Below are 25180 nucleotides of genomic sequence, written 5' to 3'. Positions count from 1 at the left end.
TTAAATCCCGAGACAAATACAGAAAAGTTATTGGGTGTCGTCTGTTTTTTTCTTCTGCCAGATCGCTTCCCACGCCAAAGCCGTGCCGACAATGGTATCCAGGTCGTCGTAATCAGGCTGCCAGGCCAGGGTCTGGCGAATGAGCGTGTTGTCGGCCATCAGCGCCGCCGGGTCGCCAGCACGGCGACCGGTTTCGGTGACCGGAAAATCAACGCCGGATTGCGCCTTGACCACATCAATCACTTCCCGAACCGTAAAGCCGCGACCATAGCCGCAGTTCATGACCTTCGAATCACCACCGTCTGCCATGAAGTCCAACGCCATCACATGGGCTTTGGCCAGATCTTCCACATGGATGTAGTCGCGAATGCAGGTACCGTCCCGGGTATCGTAATCGGTACCGAAGACACTCATACCATCACGCTGTCCGGTCACGCACTCGCAGGCCACCTTGATAAGATGCGTGGCTTCAGGCGTGGCCTGACCAAGCAGCCCTTCCGGATTGGCGCCCGCCACATTGAAATAACGGAGAATCACGTAGTTGAGGCTGGAGGCTGCGGCGAGATCCATGATCATCCGCTCGCTCATCATCTTGGAAGCGCCATACGGGTTGATCGGAGCCAGCGGCAGATCCTCGGTGAGCACTGTTTGCTCGGGCATGCCATAGACGGCCGCCGTGGAGGAAAACACCATGAAGGGCACTTCGTGTTTTTCGATCGCCTTCAGCAGGTTCAGGGTATTGCGGGTGTTGTTGCTGTAGTACTTCAGGGGGTTGGCGACGGATTCCGGCACCACAATGTTGGCTGCAAAATGCAGAACCGCCTCAAACCGGTGTCGGGAGAACAAGTCCTCGACGGCCGCCTCATCGGCCAGATCACCGACCACCAGTTCGCCGGCGGTTACCGCCCAGCGGTAGCCCGTGGAGAGGTTATCAAACACCACGATATCGTGACCGGCATGGCCGAGCTGACGGACCACATGACTGCCAATATATCCGGCTCCGCCGGTAACGAGGACTTTCATAGGCGAGAACTACTCCTTCCCTGAATTCTGTTTGCGCAAACGCCGGATCTCTGCCCGGCGCCGACTGAAAAACTCACTGATGACCTGGCTGCACTCATCCGAGAGAACACCACCAACGGCGGTCACGTCCCAGTTCAGATGGGGCTCTTCAAGCGTTCGGCGTGCAGATTCTATCGCGCCTGCCTTGGGCTCACTGGCACCGTACACAAGCCGACTGATTCGGCCATGAACGATGGCACCGACGCACATGGTACAGGGCTCCAGAGTAACGTAAAGCGTGGCTTCGGGCAGCCGATAATTGCCCACCCTGGCAGCGGCATCGCGCAGGGCCCGGATTTCTGCATGGGCCGTGGGATCGCAACCGGAAATCGGCGCGTTAAAACCAGCGCCGATCTCCTTGCCGTCCAGAACCACCACAGCGCCAACAGGCACCTCGCCTTTTTCTGAGGCTTCGCCGGCCAGCTGAAGCGCCCTAGTCATCCAGTATTTGTCTTCCGCTGTCACCTCAGACATCGGACCCGGTCACCTGCCGATTATTCCCACTCAATCGTTGCCGGCGGCTTGGACGAAACATCATAGGTCACCCGGGAAACGCCAGTGATCTCGTTGATAATCCGGTTTGAGACGGTCTCCAACAAATCATACGGCAGATGCGCCCAGCGGGCGGTCATGAAATCGATGGTTTCAACAGCACGCAGGGCCACTACGTATTCGTAGCGGCGGGCATCTCCTACCACGCCCACCGACTTGACCGGCAGGAATACCGCAAAGGCCTGGCTGGTCTTGTGGTAGAAATCGGCGCGATGAAGCTCTTCCAGGAAGATGGCATCTGCCTTGCGCAGGATATCGGCGTATTCCTTTTTCACTTCGCCAAGAATACGCACGCCCAGGCCCGGCCCCGGGAACGGGTGACGGTACACCATGTCGTATGGCAAGCCGAGTTCAAGGCCAATTCGGCGGACTTCATCTTTGAAAAGCTCCCGCAGCGGCTCAACCAGCTTCATTTTCATGGTTTCCGGCAGGCCACCCACGTTGTGGTGGGACTTGATGACATGGGCCTTCCCGGTCTTGGATGCGGCAGACTCGATCACATCCGGATAGATCGTGCCCTGGGCCAGCCAGTTCACGTCCTTGATATTGGCAGCCTCATCGTCGAATACGTCGATAAAGGTGTTGCCGATAATCTTGCGTTTCTGTTCGGGATCAGCGACACCCTTGAGCTTGGACAGGAACAGGTCTTCCGAGTCGACCCGAATCACCTTTACACCCATATTGCTGGCGAACATGTCCATCACCTGATCGCCTTCGTGCAGACGCAGCAGACCATTGTCCACAAAGACACAGGTCAGCTGATCACCGATTGCGCGGTGCAGCAGTGCTGCCGTCACCGAGGAATCGACACCACCGGACAAACCAAGCAATACCTTGTCGCTGCCCACCTGCTCGCGAATTTTCTGAACCGCATCATCAACGATCTTGGCCGGTGTCCAGAGCGCTTCGCAGTTACAGATAGTCAGGATGAAGTGCTCGAGAATCCGCTTGCCCTGAAGGGTGTGGGTTACTTCGGGGTGGAACTGAACACCGTAAAGGTTCCGGCTGAGATCCTGCATTGCAGAAATCGGCGCACTCTCGGTAGAGGCCAGAAGCTCAAAGCCCTCGGGCATCGCCACCACCTTGTCTCCGTGGCTCATCCATACATCCAGCAACGACTCACCTGCCGGCGTCAGATGGTCAGTGATATCGGCCAGGAGCGGGCCCTTGGCGCGCACCTTGACCTGGGCATAGCCAAACTCACGCTTCTCTGAACTGGCAACGCGGCCTCCAAGCTGCTCTGCCATGGTCTGCATGCCGTAACAGATGCCGAGAATCGGAATACCGCGGTCAAACAATCCTTCCGGCGCCCGGGGTCCGCCCAGCTGAGTTACCGACTCCGGACCACCGGCAAGAATAATCCCTTTGGGATTGAATTCATTTAGCTCTTCATCGGTGATATCGAACGCCTTGATTTCACAGTAAACGCCGATCTCGCGAACACGGCGGGCAATCAGCTGGGTGTACTGGGAACCGAAATCGAGAATCAGGATGCGGTGGTCGTGAATGTTCTGGGCCATGGAGTCCTCGGAGCTGAATAAACAACGCGGCCCTCTGGGGGCCGCGTCTGGTGGGGCAATGATTAACCGATACGGTAGTTGGGCGCTTCTTTGGTAATGGTCACGTCGTGAACATGGCTCTCTCGCATGCCGGCGTTGGTAATGCGCACAAATTCCGGTTTGGTACGCATTTCTTCCATGGTGGCACTACCGGTGTAGCCCATGGATGCTCGCAGACCACCAATGAGCTGATGCACGATGTTGCGCATCGGGCCTTTGCAGGCCACGCGGCCCTCGATGCCTTCCGGCACGAGCTTCTCGATGCCTTTGCTGGCGTCCTGGAAGTAACGGTCGCTGGAACCCTGCCCCATGGCGCCGATAGAACCCATGCCCCGGTACGCTTTGTAACTGCGGCCCTGGAACAGTTCGACTTCACCCGGAGCTTCATCGGTGCCAGCCAGCAGGCTGCCGATCATGACGCTGTGGGCGCCCGCGGCAATGGCCTTGGCAATGTCGCCAGAGAACCGGATACCACCATCGGCAATCAGCGGTACGCCACGGTCTTTAAGGGCGGCCGCAACGTTGGACACCGCAGAAATCTGGGGCACACCGATACCGGCCACAATACGGGTGGTACAGATGGATCCGGGACCGATGCCTACCTTGACGGCATCCGCTCCGGCGTCTGCCAGGGCGATTGCTGCGTGGGAAGTAGCAATGTTACCGCCAATCACCTGAACATCCGGGAAATTCTGTTTGATCCAGCGGACACGCTCCATAACACCACGGGAATGGCCGTGGGCGGTGTCGACCACGATTACGTCAACGCCGGCCTCAGCCAGTGCGGTAATCCGCGCCTCAGTGTCGCCACCGGTGCTGACGGCCGCGCCAACTCTCAAACGGCCCTGGTCGTCTTTACATGCCAGCGGATAATCCTTGGCTTTCTGGATATCCTTCACGGTAATCAGGCCGCGCAGCTCAAAGTTGTCGTTGACGACCAGAACCTTTTCGATCCGATGGCGATGCAGCAGCTCTTTCACTTCCTCAAGGCAGGCCCCTTCCTTGACCGTTACCAGCTTCTCCTTCGGCGTCATGATTTCCCGAACCAGCGTATCCATACGACTTTCAAACCGGATGTCACGGCCAGTCACGATACCGATCAGGTCGTGACCATCGACAACCGGCAGGCCTGAGATGCTGTTTGCCATGGTGATATCCACGAGTTCCCGAACGGTGGTCTCAGGCGAAACGGTAATCGGATCCTTCACCACACCACTTTCGAACTTCTTGACCTTGCGAACAGCCGCAGCCTGTTGCTCAACGGTCATGTTCTTGTGCATGATGCCGATACCGCCTTCCTGGGCCATGGCGATGGCCAACTCTGCGTCAGTAACGGTATCCATGGCGGATGACAGAAGAGGAATATTGAGGGTGATATCCTTGGTCAGTTGAGTCTGAAGACTGACCTCGTGGGGCAGAACTTCTGAATATCCGGGAACCAGCAGAACGTCATCAAATGTGAGGGCTTCTTCGGCAATTCGCAGCATTGGGATCCGCCTTTTGATCGTGCTAAGTTGGGAATTTCCGTGCCGTACCCGCCGCGGTACGACAAAGCAAAATCCTTAATCGATCTATTATAATGGGGCTCTCGGAGACAGTAAACCGGCCCGTTTTTAAGGTTCGATTGCATCTTTTTGAAATTTCGCTATTTTTACCCTCCCTATTTTCGGCTATTGCGTATGTATAACGACGGATCAGGACCGGCAACGCCGCATTTTCAGGACACCCGGCCCCGGGCACTCAGTGTCAGTGAACTGAACCATCAGGCCAGGCACCTGCTGGAGTCCAGCTTTATGCAGGTATGGGTCGAAGGTGAACTCTCAGGGTTTTCACGCCCCTCTTCCGGACACTGGTACTTTTCCCTGAAAGACCGCAAATGCCAGGTTCGCTGCGCCATGTTCCGGGGCATGAACCAGCGCATTCGCACACCACCGAAAGAGGGAGATCAGGTGCGGATCCGTGGCAAAGTGACGCTTTATGAAAACCGCGGTGATTTCCAGATTATCGTTGAACACATTGAGCCTGCGGGCCTCGGCGCTTTGCAACAGGCGTTCGAGGAGCTCAAGCGTAAGCTGTTGGCCGAGGGGCTGTTTGAACAGGCCCGCAAGAAGTCGCTGCCGTCACTGCCCAGACACATTGGCGTAGTCACCTCACCCACCGGCGCCGCGATCCACGACATACTCACCGTTCTCGCCCGGCGATGCCCCGCTATACCGGTAACGCTCTATCCCACTGCCGTGCAGGGCAAAGCGGCTACCGCAGACATCGTGCGAGCCATCGAATCCGCCCAGAACCACGGCGCTGCCGATGTGCTGATTATCGGCCGTGGCGGTGGTTCCCTGGAGGATCTCTGGTGTTTCAATGAAGAAGCGGTAGCCCGTGCCATTGCTGACTGCCGGATTCCCACCGTCAGCGCAGTTGGTCACGAAGTGGATGTCACCATTGCAGATTTCGTGGCCGATCTTCGGGCGCCGACACCCTCGGCGGCGGCCGAGAAGATTTCACCGGATCAGTCTGACTGGCTCAGACAACTCCGTGAGCGGGAATTCCGTCTATCTAACGCGATGGGGCTTGCCCTGAAGCGTCTGGGCACCCAGCTCGGACATCTGAGCGCACGGTTACGGGACCCCAGGAGGGAGCTTCTCGAGAAAGCACAGCGCATGGATGACCTGGAAATGCGCCTCCAGAAGGCCATCCGACAACGCCTCATAACCGTTGGCGTGCGCAACGATCACCTGCGCCAGAGACTGGTCATGCAGTCACCCCGCCGCCAGGTCTCGGATAGCCAGGAAGGCCTCCGACGCGTGAGCGAGCGACTGACTGCTGTCATCCATCAGACACTGAGACAGCGCCGGGACAACCTTGAGCACGCTGCGCAGACCCTGAACGTGGTCAGCCCTCTGGCGACGCTGGGCCGAGGCTATGCCATTGTCCGCGACAGTCAGGGGAACATCATCCGTGACGCATCTGACGTCGGCCAGGGCGACACCATTTCGGCCCGTGTTGCCAAGGGTGAAATGACGGCAAAGGTGACTTCGGTCAAATCTGCGGACCTAAACCCGCCAGACTAAGCCTATGGTCTACTAGTCCATGATTTCAAACGGCCTAAAGTTGTCAGGAAACGTATTAAAACAACAACAGGCACGATGAGGTGGAATGTATGGACTACCACTCAGAGTTCCGGCGGTCGATAGACAAACCGGACGAATTCTGGCGTGAACAGGCGGAAAAAATTGACTGGATCGAACCGCCGAAAACCATCTGGCAGCCAACCGACAATGGGCACGGGCAGTGGTTCCCTGATGGCACCCTGAACACCTGCGATGTCGCCCTGGATGCGAACCTCCGTGCAGGCCGAGGCGACCAGCAAGCCCTGATCTACGATTCTCCGGTTACCGATACCCAGCGTTCCTACACCTATAACGAACTGACCGACGAAGTGGCCCGGTTCGCCGGTGCCCTGAAGGACCGCGGTATCACCAAGGGTGACCGGGTCATCATCTACATGCCGATGATCCCGGAAGCCGTCATTGCAATGCTGGGCTGCGCGCGGATTGGCGCTATTCATTCTGTGGTCTTTGGCGGTTTTGCTGCCCATGAACTTGCGGTTCGCATTGATGACGCGAAACCGAAGGCAGTGATTACCGCTTCCTGCGGTATCGAAGTCACCAAACTGATTGAGTACAAGCCTCTGGTCAACAAGGCCATCGACCAGGCCAGCCACAAACCCGAAACCTGCATTGTGTACCAGCGCCCACAGGTGAAGGCCGACCTTCAGGCGGGCCGGGACCACGACTGGAACGAGTTGATGAAAACGGCTGAGCCGACCGATCCGGTGCCCGTGAAGTCAACAGACCCGCTCTATATCCTGTACACCTCCGGCACTACCGGTAAGCCCAAGGGTGTAGTGCGTGATAACGGTGGTCACGCGGTTGCGCTGAACTACAGCATGAAGCTGGTCTACGACGCCAAACCCGGTGATGTTTACTGGGCGGCCTCCGACGTTGGCTGGGTGGTTGGCCACAGCTATATTGTTTACGCCCCGCTGTTTGCAGGCTGCACCACCATCATGTACGAGGGCAAACCGGTGAAAACTCCGGATGCCGGCGCATTCTGGCGCGTGGTTCAAGACCATAAGGTTAATATGCTGTTTACCGCCCCGACCGCATTCCGCGCCGTTCGCAAGGAAGATCCGGAAGCGGATCAGCTGTCACGCTACGATATCAGTTCATTGAAACGCCTGTTCCTTGCCGGCGAACGCCTGGATCCAGCCACCTATGAATGGCTGAAGGAACATACTGGCCTCCCGGTTCTCGACCACTGGTGGCAGACCGAAACCGGCTGGGCCATTTGCTGTAATCCGGTAGGTATCGAAATGATGGCCACCAAACCGGGTTCGGCGACCGTGCCCTCCCCCGGTTACAACGTTCAGGTGGTCGACATGAACGGCAGCCAGATGCCTGCAGGCGAGCAGGGCCAGATTGCGGTGAAACTGCCCCTGCCACCAGGCTGCATGGTTACAGTCTGGGGCGACGACGAGCGATTCCGCAAAACCTACCTGGACCCGATATCGGGATTCTACAGCTCCGGCGACGGCGGCTTCATTGACGATGACGGGTACGTGTTCGTTATGGGTCGTACCGATGACGTTATCAATGTGGCCGGCCACCGGCTTTCCACCGGCGAGATGGAGGAAGTGGTAGCCTCCCATCCGGCCGTGGCCGAGTGCTGCGTAGTGGGTGCGCACGATGATATGAAGGGGCAGATCCCCATCGGACTGGTTCTGATCAAGGACGGCGCAACCATCGACCATGACGAACTGGAAGATGAGCTGGTGGAGATGGTTCGCGACAAGATTGGTGCCATTGCCTGTTTCCGGCGCGCCCTGGTGGTAGATCGCCTGCCCAAGACACGTTCCGGCAAGATCCTCAGGCGGGTTATCCGTCAGATCGCTGATGGCGAGGAGTACTCGGTTCCCAGCACCATTGATGATCCGGCCATTCTGGAAGAAATCAGCGAGCAATTCCGCCACTAACGGAAGCGTCCTGAACCCCGCCCGCCCCCGGCAAACGGGAGGCGGGCATTTTTTGTTCAACTGAGGCCCAACCCGTTGTTTTTGCCCAGATTAAAACCCGCATAAAAGGTGCAAAATTTCGTTGACGCCCCTCAAAGTCGGTCTATACTGAAATTGCTGTGAAAATACAGCGGTATTTGGTGAATGCGTTTCAACGTCCTGCCGAAGTGCTCTTCGTTGCCCCTTCCTCAGTACTCTCTGGATTTCTCAGCAACGATTCCATGTGGAATTTTGAAGGTCCCGTGAGGGCAAATTACAGAAATACAGGAAAGATCAATGTCCGATACTAAAACCGGCCACGTTAAGTGGTTTAACGAGTCCAAAGGCTTTGGCTTCATCGCTCAGGACGGTGGCAGCGACGTGTTTGTTCACTACAGCGCAATCAATGCAAGCGGTTTCCGTACCCTGACCGAAGGTCAACAGGTACAGTTTACCGTAACACAGGGACCGAAAGGCCCACAGGCGGAAAACGTTACCCCGGTTTGAGGGTCTACGCTCCGTCCTTTGCCCCTCACGGGCATCGGAAAACTAACAAGCCGGCATTCGTGCCGGCTTGTGTCGTCAGGATGGCAGGTTTTCAGGCACCCGCCGTTTCAGCCTCCGCTTCTGCCTCAGGCATTTCGACACCCACCGCCTGGGCTACCGCCGAAAACAAGGCCTGCAAGGTGGCAGACGTCGTGTCTTCTGCCAGTGCCGCTGCACTGCAATGCATATCGTTTGCGGTCAACCGAATACAGGCCAGGGCGTTGGCCTTGGTGCCCTCACCCAAGGCAAACTCGTCGTAAGCTTCAACTGCAATGGAGATACCAAAACGCTTCTCCAGCGCTTCCGATACCGCCTCCACAGCGCCCAGCCCATGACCATCCAGGCGAACCGGCGACGCATCACGACCCACCGACACCTCGGCGTGAACGCCTTCTTCGTCCCGATGCAGGTCGTAGGAGCGCAGAGCCCAATCGACGTGGACTTTCAGATAGCGATCCTCGAACAGGCGATGAATGGTCAGTGAGTCGATCTCACCGCCGTTGGTTTCCGCCTCTCTCTGGACCACCTTGCTGAACTCGATCTGCAACCAGCGTGGCAGGCTGATGTTGTAATCCCGCTCCAGCACATAGGCGACACCGCCCTTGCCAGACTGACTGTTGATGCGAACCACTTCCTCGTAGCGCCGGCCGACGTCAAACGGATCAATAGGCAGGTAGGCGACATGCCAGGTCTCGCCATCCTTGCGACGTGCCAGACACTTGCGAATGGCATCCTGATGGCTGCCGGAGAAGGCAGTGAAGACCAGCTCGCCGGCGTAGGGATGGCGCGGATGGGTGGAAATCTCGGTACAGGCCTCAACCACCTCGGTGATCTCCGCCATGCCAGACAAATCCAGAGTTGGATCAATGCCCTGGGAATAAAGGTTCATGGCCATGGTTACCAGGTCCATGTTGCCGGTGCGCTCACCGTTGCCCATCAGGGTGCCCTCAACCCGGTCGGCCCCGGCCATCACCGCCAGTTCGGCGGCGGCCACGGCGCAGCCACGGTCGTTATGGGTGTGCACACTGATGCTGATGTGCTCCCGGCGCTGGATGTTGTCGCAGATCCATTCAATCTGGTCCGCGAACACATTGGGTGTCGCCATCTCAACGGTGGCAGGCAGATTTACGATCATCGCCTGGCCCTCTTCAGGACGCCAGACCTCGCTCACCGCATCAATCACTTCTGCGGCGAAATCCAGCTCGGTACCGGTAAAGCTTTCCGGTGAATACTGGAAGGTCCACTCGGTCTCCGGGTGGCGCGCGGCGATGTCGCGGACCAGTTGCGCGCCATTGACGGCAATATCCCTGATGCCATCGCGATCCAGACCAAATACCTGCTCCCGCTGCACCGTAGAGGTAGAGTTATACACGTGGACGATCGCCTTGCGGGTTCCGGCCAGGGCTTCGTAGGTGCGTTCGATCAGTTCAGGACGGGCCTGGGTCAGCACCTGAATCTTCACATCCTCAGGGATGCGGTTCTCCTCAATGAGCTTTCGGCAAAAGTCGAAATCCGGCTGGCTGGCTGCCGGAAAGCCGATCTCGATTTCCTTGAAACCCAATTTCACCAGCAATTCGAACATCCGCGTTTTCTGGGCAACAGACATGGGCTTCACCAGCGCCTGGTTACCATCCCGAAGGTCCACGGCACACCACGTGGGCGCCTTCTCGATGACCTTGTTCGGCCAGCGACGGTCGGTTTTGGCAACAGGTTTGAACGCAACGTATTTGCGATGATCGAAAGCCATGCGTGTAATTCCTTGCGGTTTCGGAAATGAAATTTTCAATGTAGATAGGTTAACGCGATAAAGCTGGTATTTGATTGCGAACTTTGGTTGGAAAGCGTACTTTATAATCCAAAAGTTGCCCAATAACTAGATTTCATAGAATTTTATGGCTGAAAACCAGAAAACCCTCGTCAAAATTGACAAGATGGACCGTCGAATCCTCGAACAGCTCCAGCAGGATGGCTCCCTGACCAACCAGGAACTGGCAGAGAAAGTCGGGCTGTCACCGTCACCCTGCCTGCGCCGTGTCCGGGCCCTTGAGGATGCCGGCGTTATTGTCAGAACCGTCACTATTCTGGACCACAAGAAGCTTGGCCTGTCGCTGACGGCGATAATACTGATTGGCATGGACCGGCACACGCCTGAGCGTTTCGCGGCGTTTGAAGAGCAGGTTGCGGAGTACCCTGAGGTGCAGGAGTGCTATCTGATCACAGGCCAAGACGCCGATTATATGTTGAAGGTGGTGGTACCGGACATGGACCACTACCATCATTTTCTGTTGAACCGCATTACCCGCATTCAGGGCGTCAGCGGCGTGCACTCCAGCTTCGTACTTCGGCGAGTGATCGACAGCACTGCCCTGCCACTGGGGTATCTTTCCTGATTCAGGCGATAAGCTCGCGAACGTAGGCCCTTGCCATGCATTTGAGCTCTTCCACCAGTTGCCGACCCTGGGCTTCAGGCAGGGTTACCGCCAGCCGCAGTACAGTGCCGGCGGACCGTGGCAGCAAAAGGCTTGCGGTCCAGCGCCGGTCAGCGGAGACCCGGGGGCATTCCTCTTTGAGTTTTTCGTCCAGGTCGCGGGCGTTGGTATACAACTCTCTCAAATCCAGTTCCCTGAGCTCCGGCATGGCCTCCACGCCACTCCAGATCGCGGAATAGGCAGGCTCGTTACGGTAGAACTCGTAGAACTGATCAATGAGAACGTCTACAGCATCACTTAGGTTCAGTTCCTGTAACCGTTCCCGCAGAGCCTGCTCCATCTTCTCTACATGCTGTTCGGCAATGGCATGGACGATCGCCGCCTTGTTGGGAAAGTAACGGTAGAGGGAGGCCAGCGACATGCCCGACTGTCGGGCAATGGATGACATGCTCGCGGCATCGACACCGGTCTCATGAAAAATCGTGGCGGCATGGCGAAGGATGGTGTTAACGCGCTCCCGGCTACGTGCCTGAACCGGCCGGCGCCGCGGGGCTACATCAATAGATTCGTCGGTCATCATCTGTACCTTGTGCAACAGGCTCCGTACAATAATGACCACTTTACGACAAATAAAGGCTTCGGCGGGCCAACCGCCGCCTGTCCATTAGTCTAACACTTCAGATTTATTACAAACGGAAGACACGATGCGAGCGAGCCGCTACCTGATTGCCACCCAGAAAGAGACCCCCGCCGACGCCGAAATCATCAGCCATCAGTTGATGTTGCGTGCCGGCATGATCCGCAAACTGGCCGCCGGGTTATACACCTGGTTACCGATGGGCCTGCGTACCCTGCGTAAGGTTGAGCGGATCGTTCGCGAAGAAATGGACAAGAGTGGTGCTCAGGAAGTGTTGATGCCGGCGGTCCAGCCAGCCGAGCTCTGGGAGGAATCCGGCCGCTGGACCCAGTACGGCGGCGAACTGCTGCGAATGAAAGACCGTCATGGCCGTGATTTCTGTTTCGGACCGACTCACGAAGAGGTCATTACCGACCTGATCCGGAATGAGATCAGCAGCTACAAGGAGTTGCCAGCCAACTTCTACCAGGTCCAGACCAAATTCCGGGACGAGCGTCGCCCCCGGTTTGGCGTGATGCGGGCTAGGGAATTCCTCATGAAGGATGCCTACTCCTTTCATCTGAACGCAGAATCCCTGAACGAAACCTATGAACTGATGCACAGCACCTACTGCGCCATCTTCGACCGGTTTGGCCTCGATTATCGCGCGGTGCAGGCAGACTCCGGCGCCATTGGCGGCAGCGCATCCCACGAATTCCATGTACTCGCGTCCTCCGGCGAAGACGACATCGTGTTCAGCACAGAAAGCGATTACGCGGCCAATATCGAGAAAGCAGAGGCGGTAGCCCCGCGCGGTAATCGCCCTGCTCCGGCCGAGGAGATGAAGGAAGTCGCTACGCCGGATCAAAAAACCATTGAGGCCGTGTCAGCGCTTCTGGGCATTGATGCTACCCGCACGGTCAAGACCCTTTTGGTCAAGGCGGAAGCGGACGAAAATGGCAAGTCCGGCCTGGTTGCACTGGTTCTTCGTGGCGACCACACCCTCAACGAAATCAAGGCCGAAAACCTGCCCGGCGTGGCCGAGCCCCTGACCATGGCCACCGACGAGGAAATCGAACAGGCCGTCGGCTGCAAGGCCGGCTCTATCGGACCGGTAAAACTCAATGTACCGGTTATTGTTGACCGCAGTGCAGCTCACCTGGCGGACTTTGTCTGCGGCGCCAACCGGGAAGCTTTCCACCTGACCGGCGTGAACTGGGAGAGAGACGCAGCGCTTGAACGGGTGGAAGACCTGCGCAACGTGGTTGAGGGCGATCCCAGCCCCGATGGCAAGGGCACGCTGGAGATCCGGCGCGGCATTGAAGTGGGCCACATCTTCAAACTTGGCAACAAGTACAGCACTGCCATGAACGCCACGGTTCTCGATGAGAACGGCAAAACCGTGATTATGGACATGGGCTGTTACGGCCTGGGTGTTTCCCGGGTTGTTGCCGCGGCCATTGAACAGAACCACGATGACAACGGCATCATCTGGCCCGATGCCATTGCGCCTTTCCAGGTGGCCATCGTCACTCTTAACGCCCACAAGTCACCCACGGTTGCCGAGGCCGGCGAAAAGCTTTACGAGCAGCTCCGCCAGGCCGGCTACGACGTGCTTCTGGATGACCGCAAAGAGCGTCCGGGCGTGAAGTTTGCTGATATGGAACTGATCGGCATACCGCACCGGTTCGTGGTGTCAGAGCGAGGTCTGGCTGCAGGAACCCTGGAATACAAGGGTCGAAGAGATGCGGAAAAACAGGATGTTCCGGTGGCTAAAGCGCTGCCTTTCCTGGTAAACGCCTCGCCCCGCAAAGGGCTCTGAATCCGTGCCCGCCTCGGGCGGGCTTACCTCTGGCTACCCACGATACCCGGTTCCATTTCCAGAGTTACCCCGAATCGCTCTGCCACCGATTGGCCAATCGTCTCTGCAAGCTTGAGTATGTCGGCGCCGGTTCCGCCCGAGTGGTTGATCAGAACCAGTGCCTGCCGGTTATGAACGCCCACCCGGGCATTCCGGAACCCTTTCCAGCCACTTTGATCGATCAGCCAGGCCGCGGCCAGTTTGACGCCCTGTTCCTGAGGATAGGCCACGATATCGGGGTGTCGCTTTTCGAGTGCCTCAAAAGTCTCACCGTCAACGAACGGGTTCTTGAAGAAACTCCCGGCGTTCGGAATGATATCCGGGTCCGGCAACTTCCGTCGGCGAATGGCCATCACGGCCTCCGCTACCTGCAGCGGGTCAAGAGCGGTTTCCGCAATATCACTGAGGTAATCCTGGAGATCCCGGTATCCGAGCACCAGCGGACGTGAACGGGACAGGCCCAAACGGATTTCGGTTATCACATAGCGGCCCGGCGTCTGCTTGAACAGGCTGTCGCGGTAGGCAAACCGGCACTCGGCGTTGGTGAGAACAACCAGCTCGCCCGTATTCCGATCCAGTGCCGTGACCGATTCCAGGCAATCGCCGAGTTCGACACCGTAGGCACCAATATTCTGCACCGGCGCCGCACCGGCTGTTCCCGGAATCAGCGCCAGATTCTCGATACCGCGATAACCGGCCCGGGCCGCATACAGAACCGCCTCATGCCAGTTTTCACCCGCACCAAGCACCAGGGTCGCCCTGTGATCATCGATGTGCTCCCAACGGCGCCCACGAATAACCAGACGGACCACCAGCCCCTCAAAGTCACCGGCGAACACCAGATTACTCCCGCCACCAAGAATCAGTACCTCCTGACCCTCCGACGACGCCCATTCCAGAGACCGAACCAACTCATCCGGGCTGTGAACTTCGACAAAAAAACGGGCCCTGGCCGGCACGTGCAGAGTGTTCAGCGCTTCCAGCTCGATGTTTTCCCGAATTTCCGGCTCCTGACTCAAGCCAGACGCCCCCGAATGTCCGCCAGCAGGCCCTCGCCGGCTTCTTGAATCAGGTCAAGCACGTTTTCGAAACCGTCGTCACCACCGTAATAGGGATCTGGCACCTCCTGACGGGCCGACTGACCGAACTCCAGAAACAAGGCCGGCCGGGTGCCCCCATTCTGATGCCATACATCCTTGATGTCCGCCAGGTTCTGGCGATCCATCACCAGCACATAGTCAAAGATGTCCAGATCCTCCGGGCTGAACTGTCGAGCCCGCAATCCACTGATATCGATGCCCCGGCGACGGGCAGCCTCCTGGGAGCGGCCGTCGGGAGTCTTGCCAATGTGCCAGTCTCCGGTGCCACAGGAATCGATGTGGACCTGCTCTGCCAGGCCCTCCTGCTCTACCAGAGAGCGAAACACACCTTCAGCACTGGGCGATCGACAGATGTTACCCAGACACACGAAAAGAACTTTTACCGGTTCAGCCATTGTCGCTATTCCTCTTCTCCAGCCAGCCTCGGACCCGTTGCAAATCCGCGTCGGTATCAACGCCGCCCGGCGGGTTGATGGCTGCCACATCCACGTGGATACGAGCACCATTATAGAGCGCCCGCAACTGTTCCAGAGATTCGGCAACCTCGGTGGGAGCAGGCGCCCAGTTGACAAACTGTCCAAGCACTGAGGTGCGGTAACCGTAGATGCCGATATGCCGGAAGTACCCAATATTGTGTGGCAAGGAGATGTCGAAGCCCGTGAGCGGCGTATCCTCCTGCCACTGGTCCCTGGCCCATGGAATCGGTGCCCGACTGAAATAATGCGCCATCCCCTGGTGATCAAAAACCACCTTGACCACGTTGGGGTTGAAGACCTGCTCCGGGTCATGAATACGTTCGCACAGGGTGGCAATGGCAGCTTCCCGATACAGATCCAGATTGTCGGCCACCTGATTGATCAGTTCCGGCGGGATCAGGGGCTCGTCACCCTGCACGTTGACCACCCGGTGGTCAGCCTCGAAACCCAGCACCCGTGCCACCTCCTCGAGGCGGTCCGTTCCACTTGCGTGATTCGGTGATGTCATGACCACCTCGGCACCAAAGCCCTCGCAAGCGGTCCGGATCCGATCGTCGTCCGTGGCGACAACTACCCTGTCTGCCCGACTTTCCGAGGCACGATCACAGACGTGCTGGATCATGGGCTTTCCTGCAATGTCTGCCAAAGGCTTGCCTGGAAGGCGACTGGACGCATAGCGTGCCGGAATAACAACGGTAAAAGACATGACGTAAATACCCTGATGGACTTGGGTTCAGCGCTTGTGCAGACGCTCGTCGGTAGAGAGAGTCCGGGCCTCGGTGGCCAACATAACCGGTATTCCCTCGCGGATCGGGAATGCCATGGCATCCTGATAACACACCAACTCCGTTCTGTCCTCGTTTAGCTTCAGGTCACCCTTGCAGACCGGACAGGCCAGCATCGCCAACAGTTTCTTATCCATGTTGCTTACTCACTTGGTATCACGAAGTTATAGGCTCGGAACACTGGTGAACGCGCGCCAGAAACGCATGCCGAAACTGCTCCGGCAACCTGGCCTCAACCACCAGGCTCCATGCATTCTCGGGCGCGAACCCCCGGCATTTCACCGCATCCTTTGCCGTCATGACAATCCACTCATCAGTGTCGGTTGTCAGATCCTCCGGACGGAACCGATGATGATCCGGAAAGGCGGTCTCGGTGACCGAAGCGCCAAGGGCCCTGAGCGTATCGAAAAACCGGGCCGGATTGCCGATTCCCGCTATGGCCTTTACCGTTTTTCCTTTCAGTTCTCCGACAGCCCTGGAAGCCCCCGATTTCAGGTGGATCAGAGTCGCGGGCTCAAGAACCATGGAATAGATGGCCGGGTGGTCGACGCCGGCAAAACTTTCCAGAGCCTGCTGCGAAAGTTCCTTGTCATTCACGATAACAAAATCAACGGAAGCGAGCCGCGAAACCGGCTCTCGCAGGGGACCGACCGGAATCAGGGCGCCGTTGCCGATGCCCCGCTGCCCATCAAATACCGATAGCTCAAGATCCCTGGGTAGTTTGTAATGCTGGAGACCATCGTCGCAGATCAATACATCACCGAGATTCTTATCGAGAGCATAATCGGCGGCGCGGCGGCGCCGTGGATCAACTACAACGGGGCAACCAGTGCTGAGCGCAAGCATGACCGGTTCGTCACCGGCTGTGGCGGGGCTAGTGTCCGCCGCGACTTCCAGCGGGTATTGGCCGGCATTACCGCCATAGCCCCTGCTCAGGATGACCGGCCGCCAGCCAGCAGATGCCAGTTCAGAGACCAGCCAAGCGGTGAGCGGTGACTTTCCGGTTCCACCGGCAGTGATATTGCCAACGACAATGACCGGAACAGGAAGCGAGGCATCCCGTGCGTCCCAGGCAGCACGGCGGCGGGCTTCTGAAATGCTTCGATACAACCACGACAGCGGTGCCAGAAAGCCCAGGGGCCGTTTACTGCCATACCAAAGCCGTTCAACGAGCGAACTCATGGCGGATTGCACCGCGCTCATGGCTGCTCGCTGAACTGCATCTGGTGCAGCTGAGCGTAAGCGCCGCCAGCAGCAAGAAGTTCGTCATGGCGCCCGGACTCTGCAATTCGTCCATTATCCATCACCAGAATCCTGTCGGCTTTCTCGATGGTGGAAAGCCGATGCGCGATGACCAGTGTGGTGCGCCCCTGCATGACCGTTTCCAGCGCTTCCTGAATGTGGCGTTCAGATTCGGTATCAAGCGCCGACGTGGCCTCATCAAGGATCAGAATCGGGGCATTCTTGAGCAGTGCCCGGGCGATCGCAAGCCTCTGTCGCTGCCCACCCGAGAGCATTACGCCGTTATCGCCGATCATGGTGTCCAGGCCCTCGGGCATCCGGTCAATAAATTCGAGCGCGTGAGCCTTGGCGGCGGCCTCACGAATTTCTTCGCGAGTACAGTTCCGGAGAGCCCCGTAAGCGATGTTGGCGGCGATGCTGTCGTTGAAAAGCACCACATTCTGGTTCACCAGTGCAATCTGGGACCGAAGCCCTTTGAGGGAGAACTCCTTCAGAGAATGCCCATCGATACGGATATCACCACCGGTGTATTCATAGAATCTTGGAATGAGACTCACCAGGGTGGACTTTCCGCTCCCTGAACGACCGACAAGTGCCACACTCTGACCGGCAGGAATACGGAAGGAGATACCTTCCAGGACATTGTCAAGCTGGTCCCGGTACCGGAAAGCCACCTCATCAAACTCGATGTCGCCTGCAACCCGATCCGGAGAGTAGGTACCCGGATCCTGCTCCGGGGATTCATCAATGGTTTCGAAAACATCGTAGGCCGCTGCGACGCCCTTCTGGATCTTGGCATGGACCGAAGTTACCTGACGGATCGGCTTGGCCATGGTGGTCGCGGCCGTAATAAAGGCAACGAGCTGCCCGGTGGTCATTTCGCCACGAATTTCCGGCGCGAGCATCATCCAGACCAATCCGGCAATAGCGATGGCCACCAGCACCTGAATCACCGGAACACTGATGGCCTGAGTGGATGCCATCTTCAGACTTTGCTTGAGGTTTTTATTATTAACCTCTTGAAAACGATCGCGTTCATAATCCTCACCACCAAAGGTGCGAACAACGCGGTAGCCGGTAATCGATTCCGATGCCACATGGGTTATATCGCCCATGGAGCCCTGGATCCGCTGACTGATCTTACGGAAGCGTTTGCTGGCATAGCTCACGACCGCTGCAATCAGCGGCCCCACCGCCAGGAAAATCAGCGTGAGTTTCCAGTTGGTATAGAACATGTAACCCAGGAGGCCGACAATGGTCAGGCCTTCACGGAGCGTAATAGTCACGGCATTGGTCGTCGCCTCCGCCACCTGCTCAACGTTGAAGGTGAGCTTCGAGACCAGGCGTCCCGCCGCATTGTCATCGAAATAACGGGAGGGCAATGTCATCAGTCGGTCAAATACATCATTGCGTAACGCATTGATGACCTGGCGACCGACATAACTGATGAAATACTGGCTCAGGAACGTGCCGAGCCCACGGAATGCAAACACCCCAACGATGACCAGGGTAAGCATCAGGCGGTTCTGCTCCGTGGGATTCTCGATGGCGGCGATGACATATTCCATGGCCGCCGCCATACCCGTCGATGCGGCGGCATAGATAATGTTGCCAAGAACAGCCAAGGAAAAGGCCAACAGAAAGGGCTTTACATACGCGAGCAGGCGCTTGTAAGTTTCCCAACTGCCCGCGGGTAGCCCGGTCGGAGTATCAGCTAAAGGCTCGGTTACCTTCACTGGTTCTCAGCCTCCCGCTCAGTGGTAATGCTGAGCTTGGCGAATCCCAGACGTCCGGCAACGTCCATGGCACGAACCACAAATTCGTGGGGGGTGCGGGCGTCAGCGGTGATGATAAACGGGAGTGAGTTATTGCCTTCAGCAAGCTCGCGTACACCCCGTTCAAGCGTCTCGCGCCGGTTATTGACCAATGTCCGGTCATTCAGGGTGTACTGCCCCTCGGCATTGATCACCACGTCAATTTGCTGTACTTCCGATGCTGGCGCGGGCTCACCACTGGCCTCGGGAAGCTCGACTTGCAGATGGCTTTCCCGGGTAAAGGTTGTGGAAACCATAAAGAAAATCAGCAGCAGGAACACCACGTCGATCAGTGGTGTCAGGTCAACCCCGACTTCCTGGCTTCTCTGGCGCTTGAACTTCACGGCGTTCAGGCTCCTTCCACGTCGATTTCGCGGTCTCCGTGTACTACCTCAACCAGCTTGATGGCTTCCTGCTCCATGCCCACGACCAGCTCGTCCACCCTGCGGATAAAGTAGCGGTGGCAAATCAACGCCGGGATAGCCACGCTCAAACCAGCGGCGGTAGTGATCAGGGCTTCGGAGATGCCGCCAGCCAGATTGCCCGCGTTGCCAACCCCTGCCAACTGAATCTCCGCAAACACCTTGATCATGCCAATAACGGTGCCCAGCAGCCCCAACAGAGGGGTAATGGTCGCAACGGTACCCAGCGGGTTCAGGAATCGCTCCAGGTCGTGGATAACCTGGCTCGCCTCGTGCTCGATGCTCTCTTTCATGATTTCGCGGCCATGCTTGGCGTTAAGCAGGCCACCAGCCAGAATCCGGCCCAGGGGTGATGACCCCTGCAGGGCTTTCAGCTTCCGGCCATTGAGTTCTTTCTTCTTGATCCAGCGCCATAACTCGTTAATGGTCTGGGGAGGCGCTACCCTGGAGGCACGAAGGGTCCAGATACGCTCCAGAATGATGGCCAGCGCCAGAATGGAACAGGCAACAATTGGCACCATGAGAATGCCACCGGCTTTCAACAGCTCGAACACGCTTGGTCTCCCTGATTGTTTGCAAGCCGCGCTACTTTAGCATAGCTACCGGTGGAGGCCACACCTGCAACGTCACGGTATTTTACATTGGTCACGAGCAAGCCCCGGGCCGCCAATCCAGAATGATGCCCCATGACGCATTTCCTTTAACGCCAACTGGTTATCTTCAATGGTCATCACTATGCTGCCGGAACAGGCTGTATTCAGCGGAACTGCACCGACCCCGGCGTATCGGGCGGTTACCGTCGGGTGAGGATGGCCATACCGGTGGCGATAGCCGGCGGTATAAATGACCTGATCCGGCCTCAACGCCCTGACCCAGGCTTCGGAGGATGACGTTTTGCTGCCATGGTGGGGTGCGACAAGCACTCGGGTAACCGGCTCCTGAAAATCCTCACGAGCAGCAAGATAAGCCAGATACTGGGCTTCAATGGGTTGGGTAATATCTCCCGGCAGGAGCCATTCGGTCCCTGATTCAGGGTGATAAATCCGTACCAGACAGGACGCATCGTTACCATCTGTCACACCCTCCCCCTGCCAGAATTCCAGAATCAGGCTGCCGAGCCTTTGGGACGATCGCTTGCAGCCCGAAACTGACAGATCAGCAACCTGATGTCTGAGGGGGATCGGCTCGCCGGCGATGACTCGCCCGACTTCAATCTGTCGGATCAGCTCGGCTACACCTCCGGCATGATCACTGTCTGCGTGGCTGACTACCAGGGTATCAATCCGCCTGATGCCCTCGGCTTCCAGATTGGGCAGGAGTGTCGATTCGACAGCCGAGAATACACCCGGAACGGCAGGGCCGGTGTCGTAAACCAATACCTCACGCCCTTGACGGACCAGAACCGATAGGCCCTGACCAACATCCCAGAACCGTATTTCCGGCGCGCGCAGATCAGGATTTTCTACCGAAGTTGGCCCCGGGTACATCAGCCACGACACTGCCAACAGGGCAGCAACAAAACGAAACCTTGCAAACGGAATGAATACCAGCGTAATAGTCAGCAACGCCCAGGCAACAATCTCAGGAACACTGGCGGCCATGTCTGGCGCCTGCCATTCCGAGAACCATGTCAGCACGTACCAGAGCACTCCCAGCGCCAGATCGAATAGAGGCACAAATAGCTGGGCGGCGCCGGGAACAACAGCCGTGATCAACCCGCCCGTGACCAGTATTGGCATCACCACAAGGGATACCCAGGGAATCGCTGCCAGATTGGCCAGCAGACCAACCAGGGGCTGACCCTGCCCGAATATTGCCAGAATTGGCCATAAACCGCCGAAGACCGCGAGCTGGGCCACTACGAGTCCCGTTACTGAACCCGTTCCTGCAAGCCGTGCCGAGAACACGGCGATCAAAATGGCGACCGCAGTGAACGAAAGCCAGAACCCCTGATCCAGGGGCGCAAAAGGATCCAGTACAAGAACAGCCGCCAATGCAGCCAGGAAGGCCTGCCAAACCGGGGCCTGTCGACTCATCAGCACCAGCCACCCACCTGCAACCACCATAACCAGGGCGCGACGTGTCGGAACGGTAAAGCCGGCAGCCAGGGCATAAATCAGGCAGCAACTCAGAACCGCAGTAAAGACGATCCGACGCCTGGCCCCATCACTGACACTCCTGGCCGGCAGCGCCAGCAACAGTCGCCTGCACAAAAAGCCGGCACCCAACGCGACCAGCCCCAGATGCAGCCCCGAAATCGCCACCAGGTGAATGGTGCCGGTCGCCTTGAGTACATCCCAGTGATTCTGTTCCATTTGGCCGCGATGGCCAATTAACAGCGAGGAAACCAGAGGAAAGTGCCTCGCATCGCCAAACTGCTTCGTGGTCCAGTTTTTAAGCGAAAGATGCAGGCTACGGTACTGGCAATGCAGTAAACACCTCACCGCAGGGTCGCTCTGAACACTGCGGACGCTTCCTGTGGCCCGGTAACCCGTCCGAAAGAGCCAGTCCTCATAGCGGAAACCGGCAGGGTTAAGGCTGCCATGGGGGCGCTTGAGAACAACCTCCAGCCGCAGACGGGCGCCAGGAAGTTGTTCGTTACCGTGACCATACCAGGACAATTTCAGGAGGTCCGGCATCCTTGCTTCCTGCCCGGTTTCGATGGGAAGGTTGTGCCATTGGGTGATACAGAGACTGAAACGTAAACTGTTGAAGCTTCCCGGCGAAGGAATGTCGCACAGGTATCCCGAGACCGAGAGGCGCTCCCGTTCAAGGCTGGCCGGAAGGACCGTCGAAAGCCGTTCACCAGCATGCCAAGAGGCCCAGAACAGCCCGGCAAAAAGGCCAAGGGCGAACACTGTTAACCGGGAGGCAACGGGTGATAAAGAACAGGAAAGAGTAAGAGTGAGCAGCAATATCGCGGCGATCAACCACTCGGGAGGTGGCAGTATCGACAACCAATACAGTAAGATAACGCCACAAGAGAAGGCGATAATGCCCACTACTGCCGAACCGGACTTGCCATAAGAGCATGCCGGGCGCTTGATACTTCCGGACAATCCTTGTCCTCCTGTTTGTCACAAAGACCGGCGACATCCGATGAGCCGGTATACTAACTCCGTTTAAAGGCAGAACTTCCAATGCCAAAGAAGTTCATGAAACGCTATCTGCCCTCACCAGAGAGAGTGAAAGCGATGCAGTCGCTGAGCTTTCTGGGCGATATTCTTCATGAACCGAACCTCTGGCACATTAACCGTCACAGTGTCGCCAGAGCATTTCTGGTCGGTATCTGGTTCTGCTTTATTCCCATGCCCTTCCAGATGCTTGCGGCAGCCTTCTTCGCCATCTGGTTCAATGCCAATTTGCCGCTTTCAGTGGTTCTGGTCTGGGTCAGCAATCCTGTGACCATGCCGCCGATGTTCTATTTCAACTATAAGATCGGGGCCTGGGCCTTGGACCGTCCGGTACTCAGCTTTGAATTTGAACTGTCCTGGTCCTGGATCAGCGAGCGGCTCCTGGATATCGGCATTCCCCTCTACCTCGGGTCCCTGGTGGTCGCAACCGTTTCGGCCTGCCTTGCCTATCTGATTATCCAGTATCTCTGGCGCCGGAAAATTCGCTCAGACTGGCAGGTGCGGCGCACCGCACGACTGAGACGACGTCGGGCGGCTGATCAGACTTCCTGAATCAACCGACCCTGCTCAAGCCGCATAACCCGTCCGAGACTTCGAGCCATCTTCATATCATGGGTGACCATGACAAAGGCAATGCCCAACTGATCCCTCAGCGACTCAATCAACGCCTGAACCCCCTCGCCGGTATGTTCATCCAGATTGCCCGTCGGCTCATCCATTAGTACGCAGTCCGGCTCATTTACCAGTGCCCGGGCAATGGCCACCCGCTGGCGCTCGCCGCCAGAGAGCTCACCGGGCTTGTGATCCAGCCGTTCTGCGAGGCCAACCCGTTCCAGCAAATTGCTTGCCTTGTCTCGCGATTTCGATACCGCCATGCCACCCAATGCGCACGGCATCATGACGTTCTCAAGCGCCGTAAATTCCGGCAACAAATGATGAAACTGATAGACGAATCCCAGATGTGCATTGCGGAACCTGGCGCGCCGTGCTTCGGAGAGCCGGTGAATGTCGTTACCACAGATGGAGATATGGCCGGACGAGGGTTTATCGAGCCCGCCCAGAAGATTCAGCAACGTTGTTTTGCCCGCGCCGCTGCTGCCAACGATGGCAACCGTCTCGCCCTGGGCAACTTCCAGCGAAATGTCTGAAAAAATGGTCAGCTTTCCAGGGCCCTCGTTGTAGGTCCGGGTCACCTGACGACAGTCTATTACCAGGGCAGAGTGTGCCATTGCGGATTGTTCCTTACTCATAGCGAAGCGCCTCCGCCGGATCCACTCTTGAGGCCCGCCAGGCCGGATAAATGGTTGCCAACAAACTCATGGCAAGGCCGGCGCCACTGATTATGAAAACGTCCTGCCATTGCAGCTGGGAGGGCAGATAGCTGATGAAGTACACGTCCGCGCTCAGGAACTGGTGGCCAAGCGCCCCCTCCAGCCAGGAAATGAAGGCGCTGATGTTGAGGGCCCCGAAAACACCCAGCGCCGTGCCAACGATGGTTCCGAAAATGCCGATCACCGCCCCCTGGACAATGAATATGCGCATGATCCGGCCAGGCGTTGCTCCCATGGTTCTCAGAATAGCAATGTCGCCGGTTTTATCGGTGACCACCATGACCAGGGTGGAGACGATATTGAAGGCAGCGACAGCTACGATGAACATGAGAAGCAGGCCGATCATGGTCTTTTCCATGCGGATGGCCTGGAACAGGTTGCCGTGGGTCCGGGTCCAGTCGGATACGTAATACCGGCCGCCCAGGGACTCGGCAGCCTGCTGCGACACCTTAGGCGCAGCAAACAGGTCATCCACCAGCAGGCGAATACCTTCGGCCTTTCCCCCGGTCCGCATGAGCTTGGCTGCATCATCCATGTGAATCAGGGTGTAGTTGCCATCCAGCTCTGCCCCGACACTAAAAATGCCCTTGACCGTAAAGCGTTTGAGCCTGGGCAGGACCCCCGCCGGCGTCACAGAGGCTTCCGGCAGCACCACGGTCACCTTGTCACCCACCTGAAGGCGCAGGCTGGCCGCCATCAGACGACCAATGACGATGCCAAACTCGCCGGAGACCAGATCATCCAGCCCGCCTTCAATCATATGATTTTCAATGATCGACACCGTGCGCTCTTCTTCCGGAAGAATGCCGTTGAGCATAACCCCACGGACATTTCCGCCACCGGTGACCATGCCCTGGCCCTGGATGAACGGGGCCGCAGCCAGCACCCGGGGATGTTGTTGCACACTGGCATCTACCGATTGCCAGTCGTCGAGGGGACCGGCACCCTGAATGGTGGCATGGGGCACCATTCCGAGAATTCGCTGCTTGAGCTCCCGATCGAAGCCATTCATGACGGACAGCACGATGATCAACACCGCCACCCCCAGCATCAGCCCGATCATTGAGGTCAGGGAAATAAAGGATATGAAGTGATTGCGGCGCTTGGCGGCCGTGTATCGCAAGCCAATGTACAATGATAAGGGTCTGAACATGGAGAGGTGCCTGTTGCTACCTTCAGGTCTGTCGTGGTCTGGTTT

Annotated in this window: 23 protein-coding genes; 6 read left to right on the top strand and 17 right to left on the bottom strand. The window is 57.5% G+C overall.

Features of this window, described 5'->3' with window-relative positions; genetic code table 11:
- Positions 1-27: 27 nt before the first annotated feature.
- From galE to guaB, 4 genes are all read right to left on the bottom strand, one after another.
- Positions 28-1023, bottom strand: a complete 996-nt coding sequence (gene galE / locus CFT65_RS10565) for a UDP-glucose 4-epimerase GalE (protein ID WP_088828018.1) — start codon at positions 1021-1023, stop codon at positions 28-30.
- Positions 1024-1032: 9 nt separating this feature from the next.
- Positions 1033-1536 carry a tRNA adenosine(34) deaminase TadA gene (gene tadA, locus CFT65_RS10560; protein ID WP_088828017.1) on the bottom strand — a complete coding sequence of 168 codons (504 nt, stop codon included), beginning with the start codon at positions 1534-1536 and terminating at the stop codon, positions 1033-1035.
- A 20-nt stretch (positions 1537-1556) separates the two neighbouring features.
- On the bottom strand, positions 1557-3134 hold the full coding sequence (guaA, locus tag CFT65_RS10555; RefSeq protein ID WP_088828016.1) for a glutamine-hydrolyzing GMP synthase: 1578 nt from the start codon (positions 3132-3134) through the stop codon (positions 1557-1559).
- Between the two features lie 62 nt (positions 3135-3196).
- Positions 3197-4660, bottom strand: a complete 1464-nt coding sequence (guaB, locus tag CFT65_RS10550) for an IMP dehydrogenase (RefSeq protein WP_088828014.1) — start codon at positions 4658-4660, stop codon at positions 3197-3199.
- Positions 4661-4852: 192 nt separating this feature from the next.
- Between guaB and xseA the strand changes: the two genes are divergently transcribed.
- From xseA to CFT65_RS10535, 3 genes are all read left to right on the top strand, one after another.
- Positions 4853-6244 (top strand): exodeoxyribonuclease VII large subunit, encoded by a 1392-nt coding sequence (xseA, locus tag CFT65_RS10545; RefSeq protein WP_088828013.1) that lies wholly within the window; start codon positions 4853-4855, stop codon positions 6242-6244.
- Positions 6245-6333: 89 nt separating this feature from the next.
- On the top strand, positions 6334-8208 hold the full coding sequence (locus CFT65_RS10540; protein WP_088828011.1) for a propionyl-CoA synthetase: 1875 nt from the start codon (positions 6334-6336) through the stop codon (positions 8206-8208).
- Positions 8209-8523: 315 nt separating this feature from the next.
- Entirely contained in the window at positions 8524-8733 is a 210-nt protein-coding gene (locus tag CFT65_RS10535) for a cold-shock protein (protein ID WP_008169155.1), read from the top strand.
- A gap of 91 nt (positions 8734-8824) precedes the next feature.
- Here CFT65_RS10535 and leuA read toward each other — a convergent pair whose 3' ends face one another.
- Positions 8825-10519, bottom strand: coding sequence for a 2-isopropylmalate synthase (gene leuA / locus CFT65_RS10530; RefSeq protein ID WP_088828009.1), 1695 nt, complete (start codon positions 10517-10519; stop codon positions 8825-8827).
- A 145-nt stretch (positions 10520-10664) separates the two neighbouring features.
- On the opposite strand from leuA, the gene CFT65_RS10525 reads away from it, so the two are divergent.
- On the top strand, positions 10665-11162 hold the full coding sequence (locus CFT65_RS10525; RefSeq protein WP_088828008.1) for an Lrp/AsnC family transcriptional regulator: 498 nt from the start codon (positions 10665-10667) through the stop codon (positions 11160-11162).
- A 1-nt stretch (position 11163) separates the two neighbouring features.
- Here the strand turns inward: CFT65_RS10525 and CFT65_RS10520 are convergent, their stop codons facing one another.
- The gene (locus CFT65_RS10520; RefSeq protein WP_088828218.1) at positions 11164-11778 is read right to left on the bottom strand and encodes a TetR/AcrR family transcriptional regulator; all 615 of its coding nucleotides are present in this window, start codon (positions 11776-11778) and stop codon (positions 11164-11166) included.
- Positions 11779-11905: 127 nt separating this feature from the next.
- Here CFT65_RS10520 and CFT65_RS10515 point away from each other — a divergent pair, with 127 nt between their 5' ends.
- Entirely contained in the window at positions 11906-13639 is a 1734-nt protein-coding gene (locus CFT65_RS10515) for a proline--tRNA ligase (RefSeq protein WP_088828006.1), read from the top strand.
- A 23-nt stretch (positions 13640-13662) separates the two neighbouring features.
- Here CFT65_RS10515 and murB read toward each other — a convergent pair whose 3' ends face one another.
- The 9 genes from murB to CFT65_RS10470 form a co-directional block, all read right to left on the bottom strand.
- On the bottom strand, positions 13663-14697 hold the full coding sequence (murB, locus tag CFT65_RS10510; protein ID WP_088828004.1) for a UDP-N-acetylmuramate dehydrogenase: 1035 nt from the start codon (positions 14695-14697) through the stop codon (positions 13663-13665).
- Complete coding sequence (locus CFT65_RS10505; RefSeq protein WP_088828003.1) at positions 14694-15173, bottom strand: low molecular weight protein-tyrosine-phosphatase; 480 nt, start codon at positions 15171-15173, stop codon at positions 14694-14696. The genes murB and CFT65_RS10505 overlap by 4 nt, the downstream gene beginning before the upstream one ends.
- Positions 15166-15960, bottom strand: a complete 795-nt coding sequence (gene kdsB, locus CFT65_RS10500) for a 3-deoxy-manno-octulosonate cytidylyltransferase (RefSeq protein WP_088828001.1) — start codon at positions 15958-15960, stop codon at positions 15166-15168. The genes CFT65_RS10505 and kdsB overlap by 8 nt, the downstream gene beginning before the upstream one ends.
- A 27-nt stretch (positions 15961-15987) precedes the next feature.
- Positions 15988-16176, bottom strand: coding sequence for a Trm112 family protein (locus CFT65_RS10495; RefSeq protein ID WP_064230163.1), 189 nt, complete (start codon positions 16174-16176; stop codon positions 15988-15990).
- A 19-nt stretch (positions 16177-16195) separates the two neighbouring features.
- The gene (gene lpxK, locus CFT65_RS10490) at positions 16196-17242 is read right to left on the bottom strand and encodes a tetraacyldisaccharide 4'-kinase (protein WP_088827999.1); all 1047 of its coding nucleotides are present in this window, start codon (positions 17240-17242) and stop codon (positions 16196-16198) included.
- On the bottom strand, positions 17239-19017 hold the full coding sequence (gene msbA / locus CFT65_RS10485; protein ID WP_088827997.1) for a lipid A export permease/ATP-binding protein MsbA: 1779 nt from the start codon (positions 19015-19017) through the stop codon (positions 17239-17241). Before msbA ends, lpxK begins: the two co-directional genes overlap by 4 nt.
- On the bottom strand, positions 19014-19439 hold the full coding sequence (locus CFT65_RS10480) for an ExbD/TolR family protein (protein WP_088827996.1): 426 nt from the start codon (positions 19437-19439) through the stop codon (positions 19014-19016). Before CFT65_RS10480 ends, msbA begins: the two co-directional genes overlap by 4 nt.
- A 5-nt stretch (positions 19440-19444) precedes the next feature.
- Positions 19445-20071: a MotA/TolQ/ExbB proton channel family protein gene (locus tag CFT65_RS10475; protein ID WP_069183399.1), complete on the bottom strand. Its 627-nt coding sequence runs from the start codon at positions 20069-20071 to the stop codon at positions 19445-19447.
- A gap of 72 nt (positions 20072-20143) precedes the next feature.
- Positions 20144-22576, bottom strand: coding sequence for a DNA internalization-related competence protein ComEC/Rec2 (locus CFT65_RS10470; protein WP_228705818.1), 2433 nt, complete (start codon positions 22574-22576; stop codon positions 20144-20146).
- An 81-nt stretch (positions 22577-22657) separates the two neighbouring features.
- On the opposite strand from CFT65_RS10470, the gene CFT65_RS10465 reads away from it, so the two are divergent.
- Positions 22658-23203: a DUF2062 domain-containing protein gene (locus tag CFT65_RS10465; protein WP_088827994.1), complete on the top strand. Its 546-nt coding sequence runs from the start codon at positions 22658-22660 to the stop codon at positions 23201-23203.
- On the opposite strand, the gene lolD is transcribed toward CFT65_RS10465, so the two are convergent.
- On the bottom strand, positions 23191-23880 hold the full coding sequence (gene lolD / locus CFT65_RS10460; RefSeq protein ID WP_088827993.1) for a lipoprotein-releasing ABC transporter ATP-binding protein LolD: 690 nt from the start codon (positions 23878-23880) through the stop codon (positions 23191-23193). The genes CFT65_RS10465 and lolD overlap by 13 nt on opposite strands.
- A gap of 13 nt (positions 23881-23893) precedes the next feature.
- Entirely contained in the window at positions 23894-25135 is a 1242-nt protein-coding gene (locus CFT65_RS10455; RefSeq protein ID WP_088827991.1) for a lipoprotein-releasing ABC transporter permease subunit, read from the bottom strand.
- Between the last annotated feature and the right edge of the window lie 45 nt (positions 25136-25180).

It is taken from the genome of Marinobacter sp. es.048, from assembly GCF_900188435.1.
In the GTDB taxonomy this organism is placed as follows: domain Bacteria; phylum Pseudomonadota; class Gammaproteobacteria; order Pseudomonadales; family Oleiphilaceae; genus Marinobacter.
This window is presented reverse-complemented; position numbering and strand designations above follow the sequence as displayed.